General features: G+C 71.6%; 21 protein-coding genes and 1 tRNA gene. 14 read left to right on the forward strand and 8 right to left on the reverse strand.

Going from position 1 to position 24,248, the window contains the following annotated elements; all coding sequences use genetic code 11:
* The first annotated feature begins 370 nt into the window (after nucleotides 1–370).
* From V4Y03_RS29270 to V4Y03_RS29290, 5 genes are read left to right on the forward strand one after another with little or no spacing between them, the layout of a single operon-like run.
* Entirely contained in the window at nucleotides 371–2,503 is a 2,133-nt protein-coding gene (locus tag V4Y03_RS29270) for an ATP-binding protein (protein ID WP_332436863.1), read from the forward strand.
* Between the two features lie 6 nt (nucleotides 2,504–2,509).
* The gene (locus V4Y03_RS29275; protein ID WP_056562465.1) at nucleotides 2,510–2,944 is read left to right on the forward strand and encodes a roadblock/LC7 domain-containing protein; all 435 of its coding nucleotides are present in this window, start codon (nucleotides 2,510–2,512) and stop codon (nucleotides 2,942–2,944) included.
* Between the two features lie 2 nt (nucleotides 2,945–2,946).
* The gene (locus V4Y03_RS29280; RefSeq protein WP_332436864.1) at nucleotides 2,947–3,318 is read left to right on the forward strand and encodes a DUF742 domain-containing protein; all 372 of its coding nucleotides are present in this window, start codon (nucleotides 2,947–2,949) and stop codon (nucleotides 3,316–3,318) included.
* Nucleotides 3,296–3,919, forward strand: coding sequence for a GTP-binding protein (locus V4Y03_RS29285; protein ID WP_317876148.1), 624 nt, complete (start codon nucleotides 3,296–3,298; stop codon nucleotides 3,917–3,919). Before V4Y03_RS29280 ends, V4Y03_RS29285 begins: the two co-directional genes overlap by 23 nt.
* Nucleotides 3,916–4,488: a GAF domain-containing protein gene (locus V4Y03_RS29290; protein ID WP_317876149.1), complete on the forward strand. Its 573-nt coding sequence runs from the start codon at nucleotides 3,916–3,918 to the stop codon at nucleotides 4,486–4,488. The genes V4Y03_RS29285 and V4Y03_RS29290 overlap by 4 nt, the downstream gene beginning before the upstream one ends.
* 156 nt (nucleotides 4,489–4,644) lie before the next feature.
* On the opposite strand, the gene V4Y03_RS29295 is transcribed toward V4Y03_RS29290, so the two are convergent.
* Nucleotides 4,645–5,853 carry an acyl-CoA dehydrogenase family protein gene (locus V4Y03_RS29295; protein ID WP_317876150.1) on the reverse strand — a complete coding sequence of 403 codons (1,209 nt, stop codon included), beginning with the start codon at nucleotides 5,851–5,853 and terminating at the stop codon, nucleotides 4,645–4,647.
* Between the two features lie 512 nt (nucleotides 5,854–6,365).
* On the opposite strand from V4Y03_RS29295, the gene V4Y03_RS29300 reads away from it, so the two are divergent.
* A tRNA-Pro gene (locus V4Y03_RS29300) sits at nucleotides 6,366–6,439 on the forward strand.
* A 638-nt stretch (nucleotides 6,440–7,077) separates the two neighbouring features.
* A complete protein-coding gene (locus V4Y03_RS29305) occupies nucleotides 7,078–8,070 on the forward strand; it encodes an MBL fold metallo-hydrolase (protein WP_332436865.1) in 993 nt (330 codons plus the stop codon).
* On the opposite strand, the gene V4Y03_RS29310 is transcribed toward V4Y03_RS29305, so the two are convergent.
* From V4Y03_RS29310 to V4Y03_RS29320, 3 genes are all read right to left on the reverse strand, one after another.
* The gene (locus V4Y03_RS29310; protein WP_332436866.1) at nucleotides 8,057–8,476 is read right to left on the reverse strand and encodes a hypothetical protein; all 420 of its coding nucleotides are present in this window, start codon (nucleotides 8,474–8,476) and stop codon (nucleotides 8,057–8,059) included. The genes V4Y03_RS29305 and V4Y03_RS29310 overlap by 14 nt on opposite strands.
* Before the next feature lie 314 nt (nucleotides 8,477–8,790).
* Nucleotides 8,791–9,144 carry a GNAT family N-acetyltransferase gene (locus tag V4Y03_RS29315; RefSeq protein WP_332436867.1) on the reverse strand — a complete coding sequence of 118 codons (354 nt, stop codon included), beginning with the start codon at nucleotides 9,142–9,144 and terminating at the stop codon, nucleotides 8,791–8,793.
* A 67-nt stretch (nucleotides 9,145–9,211) separates the two neighbouring features.
* Nucleotides 9,212–10,135, reverse strand: coding sequence for a pirin family protein (locus tag V4Y03_RS29320; RefSeq protein WP_317876155.1), 924 nt, complete (start codon nucleotides 10,133–10,135; stop codon nucleotides 9,212–9,214).
* A 105-nt stretch (nucleotides 10,136–10,240) separates the two neighbouring features.
* Between V4Y03_RS29320 and V4Y03_RS29325 the strand changes: the two genes are divergently transcribed.
* Both V4Y03_RS29325 and V4Y03_RS29330 read left to right on the forward strand, forming a co-directional pair.
* Complete coding sequence (locus tag V4Y03_RS29325) at nucleotides 10,241–10,720, forward strand: carboxymuconolactone decarboxylase family protein (RefSeq protein ID WP_332436868.1); 480 nt, start codon at nucleotides 10,241–10,243, stop codon at nucleotides 10,718–10,720.
* A gap of 157 nt (nucleotides 10,721–10,877) precedes the next feature.
* Nucleotides 10,878–11,171, forward strand: a complete 294-nt coding sequence (locus V4Y03_RS29330; protein ID WP_317876157.1) for a hypothetical protein — start codon at nucleotides 10,878–10,880, stop codon at nucleotides 11,169–11,171.
* A 137-nt stretch (nucleotides 11,172–11,308) separates the two neighbouring features.
* Here V4Y03_RS29330 and V4Y03_RS29335 read toward each other — a convergent pair whose 3' ends face one another.
* Nucleotides 11,309–11,560 (reverse strand): EF-hand domain-containing protein, encoded by a 252-nt coding sequence (locus tag V4Y03_RS29335; protein ID WP_332436869.1) that lies wholly within the window; start codon nucleotides 11,558–11,560, stop codon nucleotides 11,309–11,311.
* Nucleotides 11,561–11,715: 155 nt separating this feature from the next.
* Here V4Y03_RS29335 and recQ point away from each other — a divergent pair, with 155 nt between their 5' ends.
* Nucleotides 11,716–13,812, forward strand: a complete 2,097-nt coding sequence (gene recQ / locus V4Y03_RS29340) for a DNA helicase RecQ (protein WP_332436870.1) — start codon at nucleotides 11,716–11,718, stop codon at nucleotides 13,810–13,812.
* A 33-nt stretch (nucleotides 13,813–13,845) separates the two neighbouring features.
* Here recQ and V4Y03_RS29345 read toward each other — a convergent pair whose 3' ends face one another.
* On the reverse strand, nucleotides 13,846–15,135 hold the full coding sequence (locus V4Y03_RS29345; RefSeq protein WP_317876160.1) for a YhgE/Pip domain-containing protein: 1,290 nt from the start codon (nucleotides 15,133–15,135) through the stop codon (nucleotides 13,846–13,848).
* A 289-nt stretch (nucleotides 15,136–15,424) separates the two neighbouring features.
* Between V4Y03_RS29345 and V4Y03_RS29350 the strand changes: the two genes are divergently transcribed.
* Nucleotides 15,425–17,968, forward strand: a complete 2,544-nt coding sequence (locus V4Y03_RS29350; RefSeq protein ID WP_332436871.1) for an ATP-dependent Clp protease ATP-binding subunit — start codon at nucleotides 15,425–15,427, stop codon at nucleotides 17,966–17,968.
* Nucleotides 17,969–18,078: 110 nt separating this feature from the next.
* Here the strand turns inward: V4Y03_RS29350 and fdhD are convergent, their stop codons facing one another.
* Complete coding sequence (fdhD, locus tag V4Y03_RS29355; protein WP_332436872.1) at nucleotides 18,079–18,915, reverse strand: formate dehydrogenase accessory sulfurtransferase FdhD; 837 nt, start codon at nucleotides 18,913–18,915, stop codon at nucleotides 18,079–18,081.
* Between the two features lie 95 nt (nucleotides 18,916–19,010).
* Nucleotides 19,011–21,362 carry an FdhF/YdeP family oxidoreductase gene (locus tag V4Y03_RS29360; protein ID WP_332436873.1) on the reverse strand — a complete coding sequence of 784 codons (2,352 nt, stop codon included), beginning with the start codon at nucleotides 21,360–21,362 and terminating at the stop codon, nucleotides 19,011–19,013.
* A 359-nt stretch (nucleotides 21,363–21,721) separates the two neighbouring features.
* On the opposite strand from V4Y03_RS29360, the gene V4Y03_RS29365 reads away from it, so the two are divergent.
* Genes V4Y03_RS29365 through V4Y03_RS29375 form a run of 3 tightly spaced genes read left to right on the forward strand, consistent with a single transcriptional unit; the run spans nucleotide 21,722 to nucleotide 24,244 of the window.
* Nucleotides 21,722–22,705 carry a Dyp-type peroxidase gene (locus V4Y03_RS29365; protein ID WP_332436874.1) on the forward strand — a complete coding sequence of 328 codons (984 nt, stop codon included), beginning with the start codon at nucleotides 21,722–21,724 and terminating at the stop codon, nucleotides 22,703–22,705.
* 6 nt (nucleotides 22,706–22,711) lie between these two features.
* On the forward strand, nucleotides 22,712–23,554 hold the full coding sequence (locus V4Y03_RS29370; RefSeq protein WP_332436875.1) for a family 1 encapsulin nanocompartment shell protein: 843 nt from the start codon (nucleotides 22,712–22,714) through the stop codon (nucleotides 23,552–23,554).
* Nucleotides 23,555–23,608: 54 nt separating this feature from the next.
* Complete coding sequence (locus V4Y03_RS29375; RefSeq protein ID WP_317874326.1) at nucleotides 23,609–24,244, forward strand: DUF1345 domain-containing protein; 636 nt, start codon at nucleotides 23,609–23,611, stop codon at nucleotides 24,242–24,244.
* Nucleotides 24,245–24,248 lie beyond the last annotated feature (4 nt).

Raw genomic sequence — 24,248 nt, forward strand, 5'->3', positions numbered from 1 at the left:
CCTTGCCGGGGGATTCCGGTCGGGGGCGATTTCCGCAGAGGACGGAGGTGTGAGGGCGCCTCCGCCCCCTTCCGTTCCCGCCCGCTCCCGTCCCCGAATGGGTCTTCCGCGCCACGTCGTCGAGTTTCGGCCGATGCTTCTCGGCCGGTCATACGGGGGGCGATACCGGAGCGGGCAGGTCAACGGGTAAGTTTGCCAACTGCGCACCGCACATGAATGGTTGACGACTACAGTGTGTGGTTGCTGATCATCGGTAGGCTCATCGCACCGCCGTCGTCCACCACCGTCTCCACCCCCCGTCTCCACCCATCGAAGAAGTACATAAGCGACCCCCGCAACGCCGATTCCTGGGCACGTACCAAGGACACTCATGTCTCAACTTCGCGCACCCGCCTCGCGGTCCGATCGACGCGAGGGCGGGCGGCACGGCCGGTCAGGCGCCCGCTCCGCCCCCGGCAACCCCAGCACCCCCCCGGCACAGCCCCCCGCGCCGCACACCGCGGAAGCCCGCATACGGCCCCAACTCCTCCGCACCTCGGTGCTCCCCGCCGTCGCGGTGGCACTGGGCGGGGCGGCGGCCGTCCTCTTCACCATCCGTTCCACCGGCGCCAGCCCCACCCCCGGCCTCTGGGCCGCGCTCACCGGAGCCGCCGCCCTCACGGTCGCCTCCGTGACCGCCGCGGCGCTCGGCGCGGACCGCGCCGCCAAGGCGGTGCTCGACCGCTGCAACGCCCTGCGCCGCTCCAGCGCGGTCGGACAGGGCGAGCTGCGCACGGTTCTGGAACAGTTGCGCACGGGGGAGGCCATCCCGCCCCGCCCCGCGCTGCCGACGAGCTCCGGCGGCGACGAGTTCGACCTGCTCTCCCAGGAACTGACGCGCTCTCACGAGGCCGCCGTGGCCGCCGTCGTGCAGGCGTCGAAGCTCTCCAGCAGCGTCGGAAACGAACAGAAGGTCGAGGTCTTCGTCAACCTCGCCCGGCGCCTGCAGTCCCTCGTCCACCGCGAGATCCAGCTCCTCGACGAGCTGGAGAACGAGGTCGAGGACCCCGACCTGCTCAAGGGCCTGTTCACCGTCGACCACCTCGCCACCCGCATCCGCCGCCACGCCGAGAACCTCGCCGTCCTCGGTGGCGCCATCTCCCGCCGCCAGTGGTCGAACCCGGTCACCATGACCGAGGTGCTGCGCTCCTCGATCGCCGAGGTCGAGCAGTACCCGCGCGTGAAGCTCGTACCGCCGATCGACGGTACGCTCCGGGGCCACGCCGTGGCCGACGTCATCCACCTCCTCGCCGAACTCGTCGAGAACGCCACGCTGTTCTCCGCGCCGCACACCACGGTGCTGCTCCGCGCGCAGTACGTCACGGCCGGACTCGCGATCGAGGTCGAGGACCGCGGTCTCGGCATGCCCGTCACCGAGCAGAACAAGATGAACGCCCTGCTCGCCGACCCCGACCAGGTCAACGTCGCGCACCTGCTCCAGGACGGCCGCATCGGACTCTTCGTCGTCTCGGCGCTGGCCCGCAGGCACGGCATCAACGTACGCCTCCAGTCCAACATCTACGGCGGGGTCCAGGCCGTCCTGGTCCTCCCGCAGGGCCTCCTCGGCGCCGACCCGGAGGGGCTGGCCCAGCACGAGCGCCAGGCCGCCGCGACCGCCGGTTCCTCGGCGGTCCCGCCGAACCAGGTGCAGATGCAGCCCCCGACGGCCTCGCGGCCCGCGCCCGCCACGCCTGTGACGGCCCCGGCGCACCCCCAGGTGCCCGCGCCCCTGGTCATGGGCCCCACGGCCGGCACGGCACCCGTACCGCCGTCCACGCCCTCCCCGGAGCGGGCCGCCGCCCGCCACGAGGAGACCCCCGCCCCGCTCGCCTACCCGGGTACGGGTACGGGGAGCGGCGCGCAGCCGGGCGTGTACGGCGACCCGACCCGCACCACCGGCACCGGCGGCTACGGGGACCCCGAGCGCACCTCCGTCGCCGGCGGGTACGGCGACGTGGACCGTACGTCCGCCACGGGAGGTTACGGGGACGTGGACCGTACGTCCGCTCCGAGCGGATACGGGGAGCACGGCCACGCCCCCGCGGCCCACGGCTACGGCGAGTCCGGCCGCACCCTCGCGACCGACGACTACGGCCACGCGCCCGCGACCGACGGGTACCGGGAGTCCGGCCACGCGTCCGCGACCGACGGCTACGGCGATTCCGGCCACGCGCCCGCCGTACCGGCACAGCCCGCCGGCGCCGACCGCTCGGGTCCGCCCGCCTCGCTCCTCTCGCCGCTGCCCCCGGCGCCCGAGTCCAACGGCCGCCCGCTGCTCCCCAAGCGGCGCGCCCAGGAGCACATCGTCCCGCAGCTGCGCGACGAACCCGTGGCCCGCAAGCCCGAGGAGCACGCCCTGCACGACCCCGGCTTGATGGCCGCGTTCCAACGCGGCATCGGTCTCGCCGAGTCCCAGCCCGCCCCCCATGAATCGCTGCGTCCAGGCGACGCGCACAAGGAGTAGATCACCATGGCGAGCAATGTGCCGACCGGCCATTCCTCGGATCTCGACTGGCTGTTGAGCGGCCTGGTCCAGCGGGTCCCGTACACCCGCAACGCGGTTCTGCTCTCCTCCGACGGCCTCGTGAAGTCCGTGCACGGTCTCGACCCCGACGCCGCCGACCACATGGCGGCGCTCGCCTCCGGGCTGTACTCGCTCGGGCGCAGCGCGGGCGCCCGGTTCGGTGACGGCGGCGAGGTGCGGCAGGTGGTCGTGGAGCTGGACTCCACCCTCCTGTTCGTCTCCACGGCGGGCTCCGGCACCTGCCTCGCGGTCCTCGCGGGGCGCGAGGCCGACGCGGCTGTCCTCGGATACGAGATGGCGATGCTCGTCAAGAGCGTCCGGCCGTATCTGGTCACCCCGGCGCGGCAGGCGGCCGGCGCGGTCGGTGGCCGCGGCCGGTGAAGGTGACGTCCGCTCAGGATGGGCCCTGGCTCGACGACGCGGCCGGCCGGCTGATCCGCCCGTACACGGTCAGTGGTGGCCGGACCCAGCCCACCACCGCCCTGGACCTGCTGTCCATGGTGATGGCGACCGGCTCGTCACCCCAGGCCCACATGGGTCCCGAGCACAGCCTGGCCCTCGGGCTGTGCGGCGGGCCCACCTCGGTGGCGGAGATCGCGGCGCACTTACGGCTTCCGGCCGTGGTCACCAAGGTCCTGCTCTCCGACCTCGTGGACTGCGGGGCGATCACCGCCCGCGCCCCCCGATTCCACGCCTACCCAACCGACCGTTCCTTGCTGGAGGCAGTGCTCGATGGCCTACGACAACGGCTCTGAGCGCCACGACAGTGCCACGACCGACGCCTTTCCCACCGCGCTCAAGATCCTGGTGGCCGGCGGATTCGGCGTGGGCAAGACGACCCTCGTGGGCGCGGTCAGCGAAATCGAACCGCTGAGCACCGAGGAGCTGCTGACCTCGGTCAGCGCCGCCACCGACAGCCTGGAGGGCGTGGAGTCCAAGACCACGACGACCGTGGCGATGGACTTCGGCCGCATCACGCTCGACGACCGCCACGTCCTCTACCTCTTCGGCACCCCGGGCCAGGAGCGCTTCTGGTTCATGTGGGACGAACTCTCCGAGGGAGCGCTCGGAGCGGTCGTCCTCGCCGACACCCGCAGACTCCAGGAGTGCTTCTCCGCCGTGGACTTCTTCGAGCGGCGGGGCATCCAGTTCGTCGTCGCGGTCAACGAGTTCGACGGTTCCTACCGCTACGAACCGGACGAGATCCGGTCTGCCCTCGACCTCAAGCCGGAGGTGCCGGTCGTCCTCTGCGACGCCCGGATCTCCAGCTCCGGCATCCGCACCCTGCTGACACTCGTACAGCATCTGCTCACCACCCTCCCGGCCGCCGCGCCGAGCTACGGAGCCACGCCATGACGTACGACCCGACCGGTCACCTCCTGCTGACGCCCGTCGACAAGGACGCGCCCGCCCGTGTGCAGCGGCTGCGCGAACTCGGTCTCGGGGAGCGGCCGGAACCGGCGTTCGACGAGTTCGCCCACCGCCTCGCCGAGGTCACCGGTGCCCCGTTCTCGATGGTCAACTTCATCGACGAGAACCGGCAGTTCTTCGCCGGCCTGCACACCCCGGAGGGCACCCACTCCGGCAGCGACCTCGGTGCCGCCGCGGCCGGCGCCGGTGGTGTCGGCCGGTTCATGGCCCGTGACCACGGCTACTGCCCGCACGTGGTCGTGCGGCGGAAGGCGCTGGTCCTGGAGGACGTCTGCGACTACCCGCGCTTCGCGGGGAACCCGGTCGTGGACGAGATCGGCATCCGCTCGTACATGGGGGCGCCGCTGATAGACCGTACGGGCGTCGCGCTCGGCACCATCTGCGTGGTCGACACGGACGTACGGCCGTGGGGGCGCGCCGGACTGGAGACGATCAAGACGATGGCGGCGGAGCTGATGGAGCAGATCAACCGCCGCGAGGACGGGATGTTCTGACCCTCGGCGTCCGGGACACGGGGAGCCCCGGTACGGCATCGGCCGTATCGGGGCTCCCGGCATGTCGAGGCGCGACGCGCGGGGGGTCGGGCGCGGACGGGTGCCGGGTCCGGGGCGCGGTCGGGCGCGGACGGGTGCTGGATCCGGGGTGCGAGGTCAGGCGTGGACGGGCTCCGGGTCCGGGGTGCGGACCAGTTCGGACAGCCGCTCCGACCAGCTTCCCTTGTCCTGGCCGAGGGCGACCTCGGCCAGCCGCAACAGCTGGATGTCGGAGGTGCCCGCCGGGGCGAAGATGTGGTGGGCGTCCCGGAGGTAGCGCTCGATGGCGCGGTCGGTGAAGAGGCCGGCGGCGGCGTGGATCTCCATGGCGTTGCGCCCGGAGTCGATCGCCGACTCGACGTTGACGAGCTTGGCGTTCATCAGCTCGGCGTCGCAGGAGAGCCCCTGGTCGAGCAGGTGCACGGCGTGGTACGCGGAGAGCCGGGCGGTCATGAGGCGGGACTGCATCTGACCCAGCTTCAGCTTGACCGTGGGGAGGTCGTGGAGCGGCTTGCCGTAGCGGATGCGCTCGGAGGCGAAGCGGGTGGTCTCGTCCAGGATCGCCTGGTGGATGCCGAGCGAGACGGCCGTGAGGTTGGCCCGTCCGTACAGAACGCTGGAGGAGTACGCGACGGAGAGTCCGTCGCCCTCGTCGCCCAGGCGGTTGGCGGCCGGGATCCGGCAGTTCTCGAAGATCAGCTCGCCGAAGCTGAAGCCGTGGAGACCCATGGCCTCCTGCTGCGGACCGGTCCTGAAACCGGGGCGATCGGATTCGACCAGGAAGGCGGTGAGTCCCTTCGAACCGGGACCGGTCCTGACCACGACGCCGTGGAGATCGCCGACATGGCTGTTGCCGACGAAGACCTTGCTGCCGTTGAGGATGTAGTCGTCGCCGTCCCGAACCGCGCTGGCGGTCATGCCGAGGACGTGCCCCCCGGACTCGGGCTCGGTGACCGCGATGGTCGGCAGGCACTCGCCCGCGGCGATGGCCGGGAGCCAGGTCTTGCGCTGCTCGTCGCTGCCGAAGTGGACGATCTTGGCGGTGCCCAGCTGGGAGGCCTGGACCATGGCGCCCATGGCGCCGCTGACCCGGGACAGCTCCTCGATGATGATGGTCTTCGCCAGATGCCCGGCGCCCATGCCGCCGTACTCCTGGTTGATGGTCGCGCCCAGCCAGCCCTGTTCGGCGATCAGCCGGGACAGCTCGTGGTGGACCGTCCGGGACGCCTCCATCTCGGCTATCCGCGGCCGGACCTCCCGCTCCGCGAAGTCGCGGACCGTCTCCCTGAGCTGATGATGCAGCCGACTGCTGAAGTAGGCGTCCATCCGAGTTCCTCCCCTGCGAAACGCCTGGTCGGTCGTCCGGCCAGGTGGTGCATCGGCAGTGGTCCCGTCCCGAACAGGCCGACACTTCATGGTGTTGATCTTTCCAGGAGGGAGCAATATCGCCACGAGATTTGTCCGAAACCCGAACGGTTGACGATCGGGAGCGACTGTGTTTCCGGTGGTCCCGCCCTGCTGGGGTCGATGAGCCCGGGATTCCGCTTGGGCTTCTTTCTGCCACATGCCAACGGCAAAGGACTCTCCGGCATATGCCCACGAAACCTCCTGTTCGCCACAGGGGCCCCTTCCGTACCCAAGACGGTTCATCCCGGAAGCCCGCCGGTCGCCGCTCCGTCCAATGCGCCGCGCCTCCGTTGCGCTACGGAGAGTGACGCGCACCCCTACGCGTGTCCTCGCGTCCGAGGCACCCGGAAAGGGGTTCGTGACCACCGGGGAAAGTGCGGTACTGTTCTCATGCGCGTTCAGCCAGGGGAAACCCCAGGTCAGACGGGCGCCGGGACGTGGCGCAGCTTGGTAGCGCACTTGACTGGGGGTCAAGGGGTCGCAGGTTCAAATCCTGTCGTCCCGACTTGAGAAAGTCGGAATTCGAGGGGCCGTTTCAGAGTGATCTGAAACGGCCCCTCGGTCGTTTCCTGTGGCCGGACTCCGGCCCTTCGTGAAGTGGGCCGCCCTTCCGGAAGTGCGGGTTCCTGGTCCTCCATGAAGGAGTGGCGAAGGCGACGGCCCGGCTGGACGGCACCGGACGCAGGGCGACAAGGAGTTCGCCGCCCCGGCGGACCGCCCGCCCGGCCGGGGATGCCGGGCCGGCGTTCGGCGGTGGATCGCGATTCCGTGCGGTCGGCGCTCACTGTGTGTGTCGGCGGCACCCCGTACGGCTCTCCCCCTAGGAGAGCCGGAACGCCCTCGACGGGCCGCGCCGCGACGAGGCTCCGGGGGCGGAGGTCCGGCGGCAGGCGGTCGCCGAGGCTCGGCGGGAGCCCCGGGGCGGTGAGGGCGGGCGGCGGCTCCTCGTCGTCTGGCCGGCGATACCCGGTCCGTACCGGAACCACTACCGGATTCTGCGCCAGTTGCGGGCCTAACAGGCCGACCTGGAGCCGGAGTCCTCGCGGTGCTCGTCGCCCTCGACCGGGTGGGCCCCCGTCGCGGTCGCTCTGGCCGTCCCCCGCCCCCCGGTGCGAGGATGATCCTCGTGATCAGGAGCCCCCGATGAACCCCCGTCCCGCACTGCCGTCCTGGCTGACCTGGTGGGAGCGGCCCTTCCCGAACGCCAACACGATCCTGTTGTACGGGCGTCGACCCGCCCTGATCGACAGCGGGTTCGTCGGTCACGCCGAGGAGACCGCCGCATGGGTCCGTGCGCGGACCGGCCGGGTCGATCTGGTCGTGAACACCCACTGGCACTCCGACCACGTCGGCGGCAACGCCCTCCTCCAGGCCGGCGGAGCCGCCATCGCCGCCGGGGCCCCCGAGGCGGAGGCCATCACCCGCCGGGACGCGGGCTGTTGCTCCGCCGAGTACCTGGACCAGCCCGTACCGCCGTACACGGTCGACGTGGCTCTCGACGACGGCCAGGTCCTCCGGCTCGGCGACACGGACTGGGAGGTCGTCCGCACGCCGGGGCACACCCCGGGCCATCTCGCCCTGTGGCAGCCCGAAGAGCGGCTCCTCGTGGTCGGGGACGCGCTCTCGGACTACGACGTCGGCTGGGTCGACCTCGCCCTCGACGGGCCCGACGTGGCCACCACCGCACTCGCCTCGCTCCAGCGGCTCGCCGACCTCGAACCCCGTGTGATCCTGCCGTCCCACGGCCCGGTCCCCGCAGACCCGGCCAGGGCCCTCGCGGCGGCGCTGCGGCGGGGACGGCGTCTCGTCGACGACCCCGAAGGGGCGGTCCGGTACGGGGCCCGGCGCATCTTCGCGTTCGCCCTGATGATCCGCGGCGGCATCCCGGCCGACGAGGTGGAGCCGTATCTGCACGCCCGCGCCTGGCTGACCGACGCCGCGCGTCTCCTCGGCATCGGCCCCGAGGCGCTCGCCGCCGACCTGGTCACGAGCATGCTCGCCAGCGGCGCGACCGTCCTGCGCGACGGCCGGTTCCATGCCGCCGCCGACCACAGCCCGACCCCGCCCGAGACACTGCGCGTGCCCTACCCCGGCGCCTGGCCGCTGCCCGAGCCGTACGGGGTCAGGACTCGGTGAAGGCGTCCTCGGGGGCCTCGTCGAGCACGAATCCGTTGTCGAAGCGCACGCGGACGGTCACCCGGGTCCGTTCCCGCTGGTAGGCGGTCCACTCGGGCTCCAGGGCGCCGATCTGCTCCTCCAGCCGGCTCCGGCTCTCCGGCGGCATCTGGTGCCCGAAGCCGTCCAGGAGGGACTTGAGCCGTTCGTACTCGCGGGCGGCGTCGCTCTGCCGCCTCTCGTGGGTGTCCACGCGCTCGACGGTGCCTTCGAGGCCCGCCGCCAGTGCCAGGAATCCGGCGAAGGCGGCCTCTCCCGTACCCGCCTCCGCCTCAGCGGCCGTGGCGGACCCGTCGGCCCGTGTGACCGCACCGGTCAGCCTGAGGTCCGTCGCCAGCCTCACTCGCCGGCCCTCTTCGAGTGTCATCGATCCCTCGTCCGTCTCTCCCGGTCGGCCGGGCCGTGACCCCGTGTGTCCGGGGAGCCCGAGGGGTCCCATTATCCCGGTCCCCGCCGACAGGACGGCGGGGGAGGACGTCATGGACGGTAGGGCCGCCACCGGTTGTCGACGTTGGTGTACCGGTACGTCGGCCCCTGGGCGGACCGCCGGGTCAACTGCTCCGCCAGGTGCGGGTTGTCCGGGGCGTGGGCGCACTACCCCGGCGTACGACTCCGCCGGGGCGGGACGGACGGGACCGGCCCGGATCCCCGGGCCGGTCGGGGTTCCCGTGGCGGCTGGGGTCAACGGGCCAGGCGGGCCTCCAGCCACTGGAGGATCTCGGGGGTCACCGGGTCCGTGATGTCCGCGAACTCCTCGTGCTTCTTCAGGAACTTCGCCACGTAGGGGCAGACGGGCACGATCCGCATCCCGGAGGCGCGTACGTCCGTGAGGGCCTGTTTGACGAGGATCGAGGCGAGGCCCTGGCCCGCGTACGCGTCGTCGATCTCGGTGTGGAAGAAGACGCGCCGGTCGTCGCGGTCCCGGTACGCCGTGAGGCCGGCGCGCTGCTCCTCGACCAGGATCTCGTAGCGGTGCCGGGGCTCGACGTGCCGGACGACGGGGGTGTTCCGGGGGGTGGTCTCCTGCTCGCTCATGGCGGGCCTTTCGTTGATTCGTCGAGGTGGGGGAGAGGGGTGGGGGGAGAGGGAGTGGGCTACGGGGTCAGCCGCGAGGCGGGTTGCCGCGCGGTGTGAGGGCCGCGTTCGGGAGGATCGGGGCGGGGAGGCGGTCGCCCGGGTAGCCGTCGACGTGGCCGAAGCGTTCGGAGGCCCGCTCCCAGGCGTCCCTGGCCTCGACGATGTCCTGGTGGCTGCGGCCGATGAAGTTCCACCACATGACGATCCGTTCGTCGAAGGGCGTGCCGCCGAGCAGGACGGCCCGCGCCCGGCGGTCGGACTCGTTGGTGAGGGTCAGGGTCTCGTGTCCGGTGCCGACGTAGCCGAGTTCGGCGGGACGCACCCGTGCGCCGTCGACGAGGACGGTTCCCTCGTCGACGAGCAGGCCGTGCTCGAAGGACGCGTCGACGGTGAGGGTGAGCGTGGCGCCCGCGTCGAGGAGCAGTTCGGCGCCGAGGAGCGGGGTGAAGGTGGGCACCGGGGAGGTGTCGCCGGCCAGCGTGCCGAGGAACACCCGGAGTTCGGCGCCGTCGAGGCGCACCGGCTCCGGGGCGTGGTGCCGGAAGTCGCGGTCGGTGTGGCGGTGTTCCTCCGGCAGCGCCACCCAGAGCTGCACTCCGTGCAGGACGGTGGTGCCGGGGGTGGAGACCTCGGTGTGGCTGATGCCGTGGCCGCCGGTCATGAGGTTCAGCTCGCCGGGCCGTACGATCGCGTGACTGCCCAGGCTGTCGCGGTGCTCGATCTCGCCGCTGAACAGCCAGCTGACCGTCTGCAGACCGGTGTGCGGGTGGGGAGCGACGTCCATGCCGCCGGACTCCGCGACCTCGTCGGGGCCGTAGTGATCGGCGAAGCACCAGGCGCCGATCAGCGTGCGTGACCGCTGGGGCAGGGTGCGTCGTACGGTCATGGCGCGCGGTCCGCCCAGCGGTACGTCCCGGGCGGTGAGGATCTCGACCTCGGTGTCGTGCATGCCCGACCCCTCTCGCGCAGTGCGATGTAGTTTCGCTTTCAACAATTATGGGTGATCATAGCTCCAGAACCCGTGACGCGCACGGGCTCGCCGAAGGAGCGCATCGTGAGCGACGTGACACAGGCCCTTGGCGGCCGGCGGATCTACCTCGACAAGCAGAGTCCGGCGGCCTACCAGGCCCTCGTCAGGACGGCCGACGCCGTCCGCGCGACGGCCGCGGAGGCCGGCCTCGACCGCATCCTCGTGGAACTCGTCAACCTGCGGGTGTCACAGATCAACGGCTGCGCCTCCTGCCTCGACGTCCACACCAGGGCCGCGCTTCGCGCGGGCGAGACGACGCGCCGCCTCGGCGTGCTTCCCGCCTGGCGGGACACCGAGCTGTTCACGCCCCGGGAGCGCGCGGCGCTCGCCCTGGCGGAGGCCACCACCGACCCCGCCGACGCCCGTGCGCAGGAGCGGGCCTACGACGAGGCCCGCGAGGTGCTGGACGACGACGAGCTGTCCGCGGTGGTCTGGGTGGCGATCACCATCAACGCGTTCAACCGAGTCTCGATCCTGAGCAAGCACCCCGTACGGGAGGTGTGACTTCTCGTACGGGAGGAGACCGTAGGGGATGGGTGGCGGCCCGTAAGGGAGGTGTATCGGCCCGTACGGGAGGTGCGGCGGCCGTGTCAGGGATGCGGCGGGCGGCCCGTACGGGTGGGGAGCCGTGTCCGTCGGCGGGGCGGGCCGTTGTGAGGGTGTGACTTCTACCCGACGCATCACCTCCGTACTGGCCGTGGCCGCCGCCTTCTCCTGCCTCGGCGCCTCCGCGGCCCAGGCCGTCGCCACCACCAGCCCGCTCGGCCCGCCGATCAACCCGATCAGCGAGCTCGACGCCATCTCCACCACCGGGATTCCCGCCGAGTCCCGCGAGCAGTTCCCCGGGATCGCCGGTCAGCTGGGCGGGCTCAACCGCGTGAACGACCTCAACCAGCTCCGCCAGCTCACCGACCTGGCCGCGCCCGTCGCCGGAGTGCTCCCCGAGATCTCCTGATCGGTACGGGGCGGCCCCGGGCAGTACAGAGCAGCCGGTGCAGCACGAGCAGCGCGGTGCAGCGCATGGCGGCCAACGGCAGGGCGGTACCGCGTCACGGCGCGCGGGCCGCCCTGCCGGTCGTACGGAGGTCCGGGTCACCAGCCGAAGCGGCGGTTCACCAGGCCCGCGAACTCCTCGAAGCTCAGCACGCGGTCGCCGTTGAGGTCCGCCTCGTCGAAGAGGGCCGAGGCGTCGTCCGCGTTCCCCACGCCCCAGAGCGGGATCACGCCCTGCGCCGCGAGCGTCGGGCCCTTGGCCTGGAGCGCGAGGATGACCTCGGTACGCGTCAGGGTGCCGTCCCGGTCGAGGTCGAGCGCGTCGAAGAGGGTGCGGGCCTTGTCGCTCATCGTGTGTCCTGTCCTGTTCCCCCGGCCGGGGAGGTCCCACCCGGTGGTGCCGGCCTGAAAGACGTCGTACGCGCCCCGGGCGTTGCCTCGGGTGGTTGTCCACAGGTTGCGGCGGACCCGGCCGGGGTGTCCTTCCAGGCCTATAGGCTTGACGAATGGTTCTCACCGACGAATCCGCCGAGATCTCCGACGCAGCGCGGGTGCTCCACCGCGTCTTCGGCTACAGCTCCTTCCGAGGGGAGCAGCAGGAGATCATCGAGCAGGTCGTCGACGGCGGCGACGCCCTCGTACTGATGCCGACCGGTGGCGGCAAGTCGCTCTGCTACCAGATCCCGGCCCTGGTCCGGGACGGCACCGGTGTGGTGGTCTCGCCGCTCATCGCCCTCATGCAGGACCAGGTGGACGCGCTCAAGGCCCTCGGGGTGCGGGCCGGATTCCTGAACTCGACGCAGGACCCGTACGAGCGGCAGGCCGTCGAGCAGGCCTTCCTCGCCGACGAGCTCGACCTGCTCTATCTGGCCCCCGAGCGGCTGCGGACCGAGGGCACGCAGCGGCTCCTCGACCGCGGCAAGGTGTCGCTGTTCGCGATCGACGAGGCGCACTGCGTCGCCCAGTGGGGCCACGACTTCCGGCCCGACTACCTGGCGCTCTCCATGCTGCACGAGCGCTGGCCGAAGGTGCCGCGCATCGCGCTGACCGCGACGGCCACCGAGGCCACCCACAAGGAGATCGCCGCGCGGCTCGGTCTTGAGGAGGCCCGGCACTTCGTCGCCGGATTCGACCGGCCCAACATCCAGTACCGGATCGTCCCGAAGAATAACCCGCAGAGGCAGCTGCTCGAACTGATCCGCACCGAGCACCAGGGCGACGCCGGAGTCGTGTACTGCCTCTCCCGGTCCTCGGTGGAGAAGACCGCCGCGCTCCTCGTGGAGAACGGCATCGACGCCGTGCCGTACCACGCAGGCATGGACTCCCGTACGCGCGCGGCGAACCAGGCCCGCTTCCTGCGGGAGGACGGGGTCGTCGTGGTGGCGACGATCGCCTTCGGTATGGGCATCGACAAGCCCGACGTGCGGTTCGTGGCCCATCTCGACCTGCCGAAGTCCGTCGAGGGCTACTACCAGGAGACCGGTCGCGCCGGCCGTGACGGCGAACCGGCGACGGCCTGGCTGGCGTACGGCCTCCAGGACGTGGTCCAGCAGCGCAAGCTGATCGACGGGTCCGAGGGCGACGAGCAGCACCGGCGGGCCCTGGGCATGCACCTCGACGCGATGCTCGCGCTCTGCGAGACCGTCGACTGCCGCCGTGTGCGGCTGCTCGCCTACTTCGGGCAGGCGGGCGAGCCCTGCGGCAACTGCGACGCCTGCCTCGCCCCGGCCGAGTCCTGGGACGGCACGGTCGCGGCGCAGAAGCTGCTGTCCACGGTGTGGCGGCTGGCCAAGGAACGGCGCCAGAAGTTCGGCGCCGGCCAGATCATCGACATCCTCCAGGGCAAGAAGACCGCCAAGGTCATCCAGTTCGACCACGACGCGCTGTCCGTCTTCGGCGTGGGCTCGGACCTCGGGACCGCCGAGTGGCGCGGTGTCGTCCGGCAGCTGCTCGCGCTCGGGCTCCTCACGGTGGAGGGCGACTACGGGACGCTCGTCCTCACGGAGGGCAGCGGCGAGGTGCTCGGCGGGCGCCGCACCGTCACGATGCGGAAGGAGAAGGCTCCGGCCGCCGCCTCCCGCAAGGAGTCCGGTTCGCGCTCGGGCAAGGGCGCCCGCGTGCCCGTCGACCTGCCCGCCGCCGCCGTGCCGGTCTTCGAGGCCCTCCGCGCCTGGCGGGCCGCGACGGCCCGCGAGCAGGGCGTGCCCGCGTATGTCGTCTTCCATGACGCGACGCTGCGGGAGATCGCGACGCTGCTCCCGGCCACGGTCGAGGAGCTGGGCACCGTCGGAGGCGTGGGCGAGGCCAAGCTCACGAAGTACGCCGAGGGTGTGCTGGAGGCGCTGGCGGAGCACGGCGCCGGGGCGGGCGCGGGCGGTTCTTCCGCCGCCGCTCCTGCCGGCAAGGCCGTCGCGCCCACCGCCAAGGCCGCCACCGCCGAGGCTCCTGCCAAGGCCCCCGGCACAGGGACCAGCACTCCGAGCACTTCAAGTGCCCCGAGCGCCGCCCATGCCGGTCCCGGGCCTGACTCCTTCTCGTTCGACGAAGAGCCGCCTTACGACATGGACGAGTCGGAAGAGCCGCCGTGGGAGGACTGGCGGTAGCCGGATCGGGCGGACGCGGGGCCGGACATCTGCTCAGGCCGGCTGCGGGGTGAGGCGGCGCAGGCCCCTGCGGTCGTAGTAGTGCGTCATGGCGAGTCCGAAGGCCAGGGCCAGGACGACGCCGACGCCGATCATGATCCAGCCGCGCGCCAGCCCCGCGTCCGCACGGGCGTCGAAGTAGAGGATGGACCGCACCCCGGCGCTGAGCTGGTGCATCGGCTCGAAGATGCTCAGGAAGCGGAAGAAGCCGGGGGTGGCCTCCAGGGGCACGGTCGCCCCGGAGGAGGGGAGGGCCAGGGCGATGAAGACGAACATGGAGACGAGCTGGCCGATGCCGCCGAAAGCGGCGTTGATGGCCTGGACGCCCAGACCGACGGCGGTCGTCGCGCAGTAGGAGAAGAGCCACAGCATCGGCAGGTGTGATGCGTCCATGCCGAGGATCGCGATCGTGGCCACCATGACGAGCGTCGTGGTGAGGACCGAGATGCCGGCCGTCATGAGCATCTTGAGGACGAGCGTCTGGGTGCGGCTGATCGGCACCGTGGGGTGGCGGGAGTGCCAGGGGCCGATCTCGCTGTCCGCGTAGCCGAGTGCGGTGTCGACGCCGCTGTTGACGAGGTTGCCGCCGATGAAGCCGCCGAGGACCAGGAGCAGCGTGTAGTAGAAGGCCGAAAGGCCAAGGCCGCTGTGCCGGCCGATCGGATGGCCGACCCGGGTGGTGACGCCCACCGGGTCGGTCAGCAGCAGCCGGGTCGTGGAGTCGGCGGAGGCGGTGGTGGGCGAGGCGGCGAGCTGCTTGCCGAGGGTCAGTGAGGCCTGGTGGGCGGCGGCCTGGTTGATCTGGGACGCCATCGACGAGCCCAGGCTGCCGAGCCCGGGGTTGGTGAGCACGGTGAGCGTCGGCCGGACCTTCGCCCGCTCCGTGGTCAGCGCCGCGACGGAGGCGGTGAAGTCCTCCGGGACGACGAGGGCGCCGTAGACCTTCCCCGAGGCCAGTGCGTTCTGGGCCTGGGCGGGGTCGAGCCGCTGCCAGTCGACGTCGGTCTTCGAGGAGCCGGTGGCGGCGATGGCGTCGGTGATCTGCCGGCCCAGGTTCTCGCTCTGCCCCGGCAGCGGGCGGCCCTGATCCGCGTCGACGAGGGCGATGGGCAGTCGGTGGAGGCTGTCGTTCGGGTTGAGGATGCCGCCCATGTAGAGGAACGCGAGGCCCAGGGCGACCAGGGAGCTCAGGACGGTGGGGACGAGCCACAGCTTGGGGCGCCGGACGAGGTTGCCGGCCCGGACCTGTGGGCCGGGGGTGTGCGGGGGGTTCGCGGACGTCATGGTGCCATCGTCGACGGGCGCGCGCCGGAGCCCGGGATTGCGGCCCGTACGGGGTGGGCGGGCGTGTCGGCGCGGGCGCCACGGCGAGGGGGAACGGTGAGGTGGTCGGCGGCCCCTCCCGGGCTTCGTCGGGATGCCGCCCGCGGCCCGGCGGCGGCCCGCCGGGGTCCCGTCACGGCCCGGCCGCACCCCCGTCGTGGCCCGGGATTCAGGGGTATCCGTTCCGGTTGCGGAGCCCAGGGCGTCGCGTTTGAGTGGGTTCGCCCCCCCATGCGTCCCTGGAGCTGAGATGTCGATGGCGTTCGGTTCACCCTTCGGTTCGTCCGACCCGTTCAGCGACATGCTGAACCGGTTCTTCGGAATGTCACCGGCGTCGTCGCCGCCCGCCGTGCAACGCGTACCGATCGGGCGTCTGCTGACCGAGTCCTCGCACGAACTCCTCAACCTGGCCGCCCGCAAGGCCGTCGAGGACGGCACCTCCGACCTCGACACCGAGCACCTCCTGTGGGCGGCGACCCGGGTCGACCCCTCGCGCAGGCTGCTGGCCCAGGTCGGGGTCGACCCCGAGGCGCTCGCGGCCCAGCTCGACGAGGTGCTGCCCCGGGAGTCCGGCGAGCCCTCCTCCGAGCCCGGACTCACCCCGGCGGCCAAGCGCACCCTGGCCGCCGCCTACGCCCGCTCGCAGCGGGCGGGCGTGTCGTACATCGGCCCCGAGCACATCCTCGCCGCCCTCCTCGACGACGCCGATTCGGGAGCCACCCGGATGCTCGGCGCGGACGACCACGATGTGAAGAAGCTGCGCGGCCTCACGGACCGGGCGGCCGGACCCGACGGCGGCGCCCGGGCGGCGGCGAAGGAGCCGGCGACGACCCTGGACGAGTTCGGCAGGGACCTCACGGAGGAGGCGAAGGCCGGAAGACTGGACCCGGTCGTCGGCCGCGCCGAGGAGATCGAGCAGACCATCGAGATCCTCTCCCGGCGCTCCAAGAACAACCCCGTGCTCATCGGCGAGCCCGGCGTCGGCAAGACCGCCATCGTGGAGGGCCTCGCCCAGCGGATCGTCGCCGGGGAGGTGCCCGACACCCTGAAGGACAAGCGGGTCGTCTCCCTGGACCTGTCGGGCATGGTGGCCGGAGCGCAGTACCGCGGCCAGTTCGAGGAACGCCTGAAGAAGGTCATCGAGGACGTCCAGAACGCCGGCGGCGAGATCATCGTCTTCATCGACGAACTCCACACCGTCGTCGGCGCGGGCGCGACGGGCGAGGGCTCGATGGACGCCGGAAACATGCTCAAGCCCGCCCTCGCGCGCGGTGAGCTGCACGTCGTCGGCGCGACCACGATCGACGAGTACCGCAAGCACATCGAGAAGGACGCCGCCCTGGAGCGCCGCTTCCAGCCCGTCCTGATCCCGGAGCCCACCGTCGAGGAGACCGTGCAGATCCTCGAAGGACTGCGGGACGCCTACGAGGCCCACCACCAGGTCCGCTTCGCCGACGGCGCCCTGGCGGCGGCGGCCGAGCTCTCCGACCGCTACATCAGCGACCGGTTCCTGCCCGACAAGGCCATCGACCTGATGGACCAGGCGGGCGCCCGCGTACGGCTGCGCAGCGCGGGCCGTTCCACCGAGGTCGTCAGCCGCGAGGACCAACTCGCCAAGCTGCGGCGCGAGAAGGACCAGGCCGTCGCCGCCGAGCAGTTCGAGAAGGCCTCCGACCTGAAGCGGCAGATCGCCGAGAGTGAGGGCGAACTCGCGGGCGTCGAGGAACGCCGCGAGGGCGTCGTCTCCGTCACCGCCTCCGACATCGCCGACATCGTGTCGCGCCGTACGGGCATCCCCGTGTCCCAGCTGACCGCCAGCGAGAAGGAGAAGCTGCTCAAGCTGGAGGACGAGATGCACGCCAGGATCGTCGGCCAGGACGAGGCCGTCACCGCGGTCTCCGAGGCGGTGCGCCGCAGCCGCGCCGGCATGGGCGACCCGAACCGTCCCGTCGGCTCGTTCCTCTTCCTCGGGCCGACGGGCGTCGGCAAGACCGAACTCGCCAAGACCCTCGCCGACCTGCTCTTCGGCGACGAGGACCGCATGATCCGCTTCGACATGAGCGAGTTCCAGGAGAAGCACACCGTGGCCCGGCTCGTCGGCGCGCCCCCCGGATACGTCGGCTACGAGGAGGCCGGCCAGCTCACCGAGAAGGTCCGCCGCAACCCGTACAGCGTCGTCCTGTTCGACGAGGTGGAGAAGGCCCACCCCGACGTCTTCAACACGCTGCTCCAGATCCTCGACGACGGACGGCTCACCGACGGTCAGGGCCGCACGGTCGACTTCCGGCACTGCGTCGTCATCATGACGTCCAACATCGGCGCCCACCGGATCCTCGCCCACGAGGGCGACGCCGCCGAGCTGAAGGACGAGCTGATGGGGGACCTGCGCGGGCGGTTCCTGCCCGAGTTCCTCAACCGCATCGACGACATCATCGTCTTCCACAGCCTCACCGAGGCGGACCTGTCGGAGATCGTCGAGCACCTCCTGGACCGCAGCAAGCACCGGGTGCACGCGCAGGGCATGACTCTGGAGGTCACCGAGGCGGCGAAGAAGCTCCTCGTCGCCCACGGCTACCAGCCGGAGTTCGGCGCCCGCCCGCTGCGCCGCACGATCCAGACGGAACTGGACAACCGCGTCGCCTCGCTGCTCCTCGGCGGGGAGGCCGATCCCGGCGACACGATCGTGGCCGACGTGATCGACGACTCGCTGCACTGCACGGTGCGCAAGCACGAGGCCGGGACCGGGGCCGGGGCGAAGTCCGAGTGGGCGGAGAGCGGAGCGGTCGCCCCGTAGGGACCCGTAGGGGCTGCGGGGGCTTTCCCTCAGGCCGGGCGGGCGACCCTCAGGGGCGCCCGCCCGGCCACGGGCAGGGGTGACCGTCAGGGCAGAGGCAGGGGCGGCCGTCAGGCCACAGGCAGCGGGTCGAGCCGCTCGTCACCCGTGTACACGTTCATCGACGTACCGCGCAGGAAGCCGACCAGGGTGAGACCGCTCTCCGTCGCGAGGTCCACCGCGAGCGAGGACGGCGCCGAGACGGCCGCGAGCAGTGGGATTCCGGCCATCACCGCTTTCTGCACCAGCTCGAACGACGCCCGGCCGCTCACCATGAGGACCGACCCGCGCAGCGGCAGGAGGCCTTCCCGCAGGGCGTGGCCCACGACCTTGTCCACGGCGTTGTGCCGGCCGACGTCCTCCCGCAGGCACAGCAGCTCGCCCTCGGCCGTGAACAGCCCCGCGGCATGCAGCCCGCCGGTGGTGTCGAACACCCGCTGCGCCGCCCGCAGCCGGTCGGGGAGCATCGCCAGCACGTCCGTACCGACGCGCAGCGGGTCCTCGGCCACCGACCAGGCGGCCGTGGTGCGCACCGCGTCCAGACTGGCCTTGCCGCACAGCCCGCACGACGAGGTCGTGTAGAAGTTCCGCTCCAGGGACGCGTCGGGGGCGGCCACACCGGGGGCGAGGCCGATGTCGACCACGTTGTACGTGTTGCCGCCGTCGGCGGTGGCGCCCGCGCAGTAGCGGATTCCGGCCACGTCCGCCGCCGTGTGCACGACGCCCTCGCTCACCAGGAACCCGGCCGCCAGGTCGAAGTCGTCACCCGGGGTGCGCATCGTCACCGTCAGCGGCCGTCCGCCGACGCGGATCTCCATCGGCTCCTCCGCGGCCAGGGTGTCGGGGCGGTAGGAGGAGACCCCCTCCCGCACGCGCAGGACGCGCCGCCGTACGGTCACTCTCCCCATGGTTCGCTCCTCTTCCCGGAGCGCCGCTCCGACGGTGTGTGGTGGTCGTGCCTGTTCGGGCGGCCGGGTACGACTCTGTCACGGGGCGCGGGGAGTCAGGCGGCCGGGAGGACCGTCACCGTGACGTGCTTCATGATCGGCTGGTCGCTCTGGGTGCTGTAGTCGACGAGCGCGCACAGCACGTTCATCTCCGGCATGTATCCGGCCGCGCAGCCCCGGGGAATGTCGTACGGGATCGCCAGGTACCCCTTCAGATGCCGTTCGCTCCCGTCCTTCGCGGTGCTCGTGATGTCGACGGGGCCCATGTCGGCGATGCCGCGCTCGCGCATGTCCGCGCGGTTCATGAAGACGAGGGTGCGGAGGTTCTTGATGCCGCGGTAGCGGTCGTTGTCGGAGTAGATGGTGGTGTTCCACTGGTCGTGGGACCGCATGGTGCCGAGGGCCAGGGTGCCCGGCTCGGGCACGACGTCGGGCAGCGGGGGACTGGAGAACTCGGCGCGGCCCGAGGGGGTGAGGAAGACCAGCTCGCGGGCCGGCTGCTTGATGCGGAAGCCCAGCGGCAGGCGGACCCGCCGGTTGAAGTCCTCGAAGCCGTCGAGCGCCTTGGCCATGGTGTCCCGGATGCGGTCGTAGTCCTCGACGTACCACTCCCAGGGGGTGGCGCTGTCGGGGAGCGCGGCCCGCGCCATGCCGGCGACGATGGCCGGTTCGGACAGCAGATGCGGCGACGCGGGGCGCTTCATGCCGAGGGAGAGGTGGACCATGCTCATCGAGTCCTCGACAGAGGTGCTCTGCACGCCCTTGCGCTGGTGGTCCTTCTCGGTGCGGCCGAGGCAGGGGAGGATGAGGGCCCGCGCGCCGTGGACGAGGTGGCTGCGGTTGAGCTTGGTGCTGACCTGGACGGTGAGGTCGCAGTTCCGAAGCGCCGCGTAGGTGAGCGGGGTGTCCGGGGCGGCCAGGGCGAAGTTGCCGCCCATGCCGACGAACACCTTGACCTCGCCGCGTCCCATCGCCTCGATCGTGCGGACGGTGTCCATGCCGTGCTCGCGTGGCGGCTCGATCCCGCACACCTCGGCGAGCCGGTCCAGGAAGGCGTCGCCGGGGCGGTGGTCGATGCCGCAGGTCCGGTTGCCCTGGACGTTGCTGTGACCGCGTACGGGCGAGGGACCCGCGCCCTCCCGCCCCAGGTTGCCCCGGAGCAGCAGCAGGTTGACGATCTCGCGGACGGTGTCGACACCGTGCTCGTGCTGGGTGAGGCCGAGACACCAGCTGATGATGCTGCGGTCGGCATCGCCGTACACGCGCGCTGCCTTGAGCACGTCGGCCCGGCTCAGCCCGGACTGCCGCTCGATCTCCTCCCACGGCGTGGCCTCGCACACCGCGCGGTACTCCTCGAAGCCGGAGGTGTGGCGGTCGATGAACTCCCGGTCGAGCGCCCTGGGGTCGGTCGCGGACCATTCCAGGATCACCTTGGCCATGCCCCGGATCAGCGCCATGTCGCCGCCGATGCGCGGCTGGAGGTTCAGGGTGCTCGTCCTCGTCGCCTTGAAGAGCGCCATGTCCGTGAAGTCGTGCGGGACGATGGTGCGGGTCGCCGCCGCCTCGACGAGCGGGTTGACGTGCACGATCTGGGCGCCGCGCCGGTGGGCATCGGCGAGCGCGGTCAGCATCCTGGGCGCGTTGGACGCGGCGTTCACCCCGAAGACGAACAGCGCGTCGGCGGCCTCCCAGTCCTTGAGGTCGACGGTGCCCTTGCCCGTACCGAGGGAGGCCTGAAGGCCGCGGCCGCTCGCCTCGTGGCACATGTTGGAGCAGTCGGGAAGGTTGTTCGTGCCCAGCTCACGGGCCATCAGCTGGTACAGGAACGTGGCTTCGTTGCCGAGCCGCCCCGAGGTGTAGAACGCCGCCCGGTTCGGGTCGTCGAGGCCGCGCAGCGCGCGTCCCACCACCTCGAACGCGTCCTTCCAGGTGATCGGCACATAGTGGTCCGACGCCGGGTCGTAGACCATCGGCTCGGTCAGCCGGCCCTCGTTCTCCAGGTCGTAGTCGCTCCACCCGGTGAGCTCGGACACCGAGTGGGCGGCGAAGAACTCGCGGCCGACCCGCTTGCGGGTCATCTCCCAAGTGACGTGCTTGATGCCGTTCTCGCAGATGTCCAGGTGGAGGCCCTTGGTGTCGTCGGGCCACGCGCAGCCGGGACAGTCGAAGCCGGAGTTCTCGTGGTTCATCCGCATGATCGCGCGCGGGCCGTCGACCAGGGCCCCTTCGCGTACGAGGAAGGAGGTCACGCTCTTCGCGGCGCCCCAGCCGGCGGCGGGGTGGTGGTAGGGGTGGAACTCGGGGTCGCCGTCGGGAGCGGGACCCACCCTGGGCTCCCGGGGACCCACCCTGGGCTCCAGGGGCTCGGGCCCCTCCGGGGCGTTCTGCGCTTCCTGGTCGGTGCTCAAGGCTTTCCACCCTTTCACCATGGGAAATCAGGGCATGACGGAGGAATCGGCATCCTTTGGCAGGCTATGTGCGGCGAGGGGGCCATGCCACTTGGGTGGGCGGGTGCGCCCGCCTCGGATACGCCCGCCTCTGCTGCGCCCGCCCCGGGTGCGCCAGTCTCGGATGCGCCCGCCTCTGGGGTGGTCGCCCCTGGTCCACCCGCCTCGGGTGCACCCGTATCGCGCGCATCTCCGCGTGCGAACCGCTCGCCGCGCCCCTCCCCGTCGGGCTGCGGGTCCGATCAAGCGCACCTACCCTGACGCTGTCCCTTTCTTCCCTTTTGTTGATCGTTGCTGATCACTTTCCGGCCGGGAGTGCCATGGTCGTCGTTCAGCCCGTCGTCACATCGCCCACCCGGGCCGCCGTCTTCCTGGTGGCCACCGTCAACCCGGGCGGCGAGGCCACGGTGAGGGACGGTCTCCAGGAGCTGTCTTCCCTGACCCGCTCCGTCTCCTTCCGGCTGCGCGACGCCGGTCTCGTCTGCGTCGCGGGGATCGGGTCCGAGGGCTGGGACCGGCTCGTCGGCGGCCCCCGCCCCCGCGAACTGCACCCCTTCCCGGCCCTGACCGGCCCCCGGCACCGCGCCCCGGCCACCCCGGGCGACCTGCTCTTCCATGTGCGCGCCCGGCGCATGGACCTCTGCTTCGAGCTGGCCAGGCTGATCATGGACCGGCTGGGCGGCGCCGTGACCGTCGTCGACGAGGTCCATGGATTCACCTACTTCGACGAGCGCGACCTCCTCGGCTTCGTCGACGGCAGCGAGAACCCCTCGGGCGCGGTGGCGTCCGGAGCCGTCCACATCGGCGACGAGGACCCCGGCTTCCGCGGCGGCAGCTATGTCGTCGTGCAGAAGTACCTCCACGACATGGGCGCCTGGGACGCGCTCACCGTCGAGGAGCAGGAGCGGGTCATCGGGCGGTCCAAGGCGTCCAACGTCGAGATGCCCGACGACGTCAAACCCGCGAACTCGCACGTCGCCCTGAACACGATCGTCGACGAGGACGGCGTGTCCCGCCAGATCCTCCGCGCGAACATGCCGTTCGGGCAGGTGGGCGGCGGCCGGTTCGGCACCTACTTCATCGGATACGCGCGGACCCCCTCCGTCACCGAACGGATGCTCCGCAACATGTTCCTCGGCGACCCGCCGGGCACCACCGACCGCATCCTCGACTTCTCCAGGGCCGTCACCGGCGGCCTCTTCTTCGTGCCGAGCGCCGACTTCCTCGACGACCTGCCGGCCGCGCCGCCGGACGCCGCCCGCCGGGGGGAATCCCTCGGCATCGGCGGCCTGAAAGGAGCCTGAGCACCCATGACGACCCCCGACGCCACGCCCCCCGCGCCGCACGGACTCACCACGAACAACCTGCACCGCGAACTCGCCCCGATCACCCCGGCGGCCTGGGCCGAGATCGAGGAGGAGGCCCGCCGCACCTTCCGGCGCAACGTCGCGGGACGCCGGGTCGTCGACGTACCCGACCCGGCCGGTCCGGAACTCTCCGCCGTCGGCACCGGACACCTCACCGAGATGAGCCCGCCCGCCCCCGGCGTCACGGCGTACCTGCGCGAGGCGAAGCCGCTCGTCGAACTCCGGGTGCCGTTCACCGTGGCGAGGGCCGCCGTGGACGACGTCGAGCGCGGGGCCAAGGACTCCGACTGGCAGCCCGTCAAGGACGCGGCCCGCGCGATGGCGTTCGTCGAGGACCGGACGGTCTTCGACGGGTACGGGGCGGCCGGCGTCGACGGACTGCGCGCCCGCTCCTCGAACCCGGTGGTACGGCTGCCCGCCGAACCGCGCGACTACCCGGACGCGGTGAGCCGGGCGCTGACCGCGCTGCGGCTCGCCGGAGTGGACGGCCCGTACGCCCTGCTCCTCGGCGCCGACGAGTACCGCGCGGTCAGCGAGACCTCCGACCACGGCTACCCGATCGCCGCGCACCTCGGACGGATGCTGGACGGCTCCCCGATCTGGGCCCCTGCCCTCAGCGGCGGCTTCGTCCTGTCCACCCGGGGCGGCGACTTCGAACTGCTCATCGGGCAGGACCTGGCGATCGGCTACTCGGGGCACGACGCGACCAGCGTCCAGCTCTACTTCCAGGAGACGCTGACCTTCCGGACCTATACGGACGAGGCCGTGGTCGTACTGGAAGGCTGACGGCCCTCACTCCGATCTCGCCCCTGCCCCAGCCCGGAGCCCGGGAGCCCCGTCATGACCTCTCGGCTGCTGCTCGCCGCCGTACACCGGCTCGCCGCGTCCATGGTCGTCGGCGCGGCGGCCGGCTGGCTCGTCGGCGCGCTCACCCACGCGCCCCTCGGCGTGCTCACGGGGATCGCCGTGGCGGAGACGCTGTTCGTCGCCGCGGGATGGATCGTCCTGTGGCCGATGGACGCGCCGACCACCCATCGCAACGTACGCCGCGAGGAGTTCCGGCCGGTCGTCGAGGAACTCGTCGTCGTGGGCACGGCGGTGGGCGGCCTCGTGGGCATCGTCGTACTGCTCCTGGTCGGCAGGTCCGACCTGAGCCACGCCGCCGCCGCGACGGCGCTCGGCGGGGTGTTCATGGCCTGGGCGGCGCTGCACCTGATGTACGCCACCCGCTACGCGTACCTCTACTACCGGAGGCCGGGCGGCGGCATCGACTTCAACTCCCCGGAGCCCCCGCGCTACAGCGACTTCCTCTACTTCAGCTACAACCTCGGCATGACCTACCAGGTCTCCGACACCAACGTGTCCGACACGACGATCCGCTCGGTCGCCCTGCGGCACTGCCTTCTGTCGTACGTCTTCGGCGTGAGCATCCTGGCCACCACGATCAACCTGGTCACGGGCATCGTGACGGGCTGAGGCC

This window comes from Streptomyces sp. P9-A4 (genome assembly GCF_036634195.1).
Taxonomy (GTDB): Bacteria; Actinomycetota; Actinomycetes; order Streptomycetales; family Streptomycetaceae; genus Streptomyces.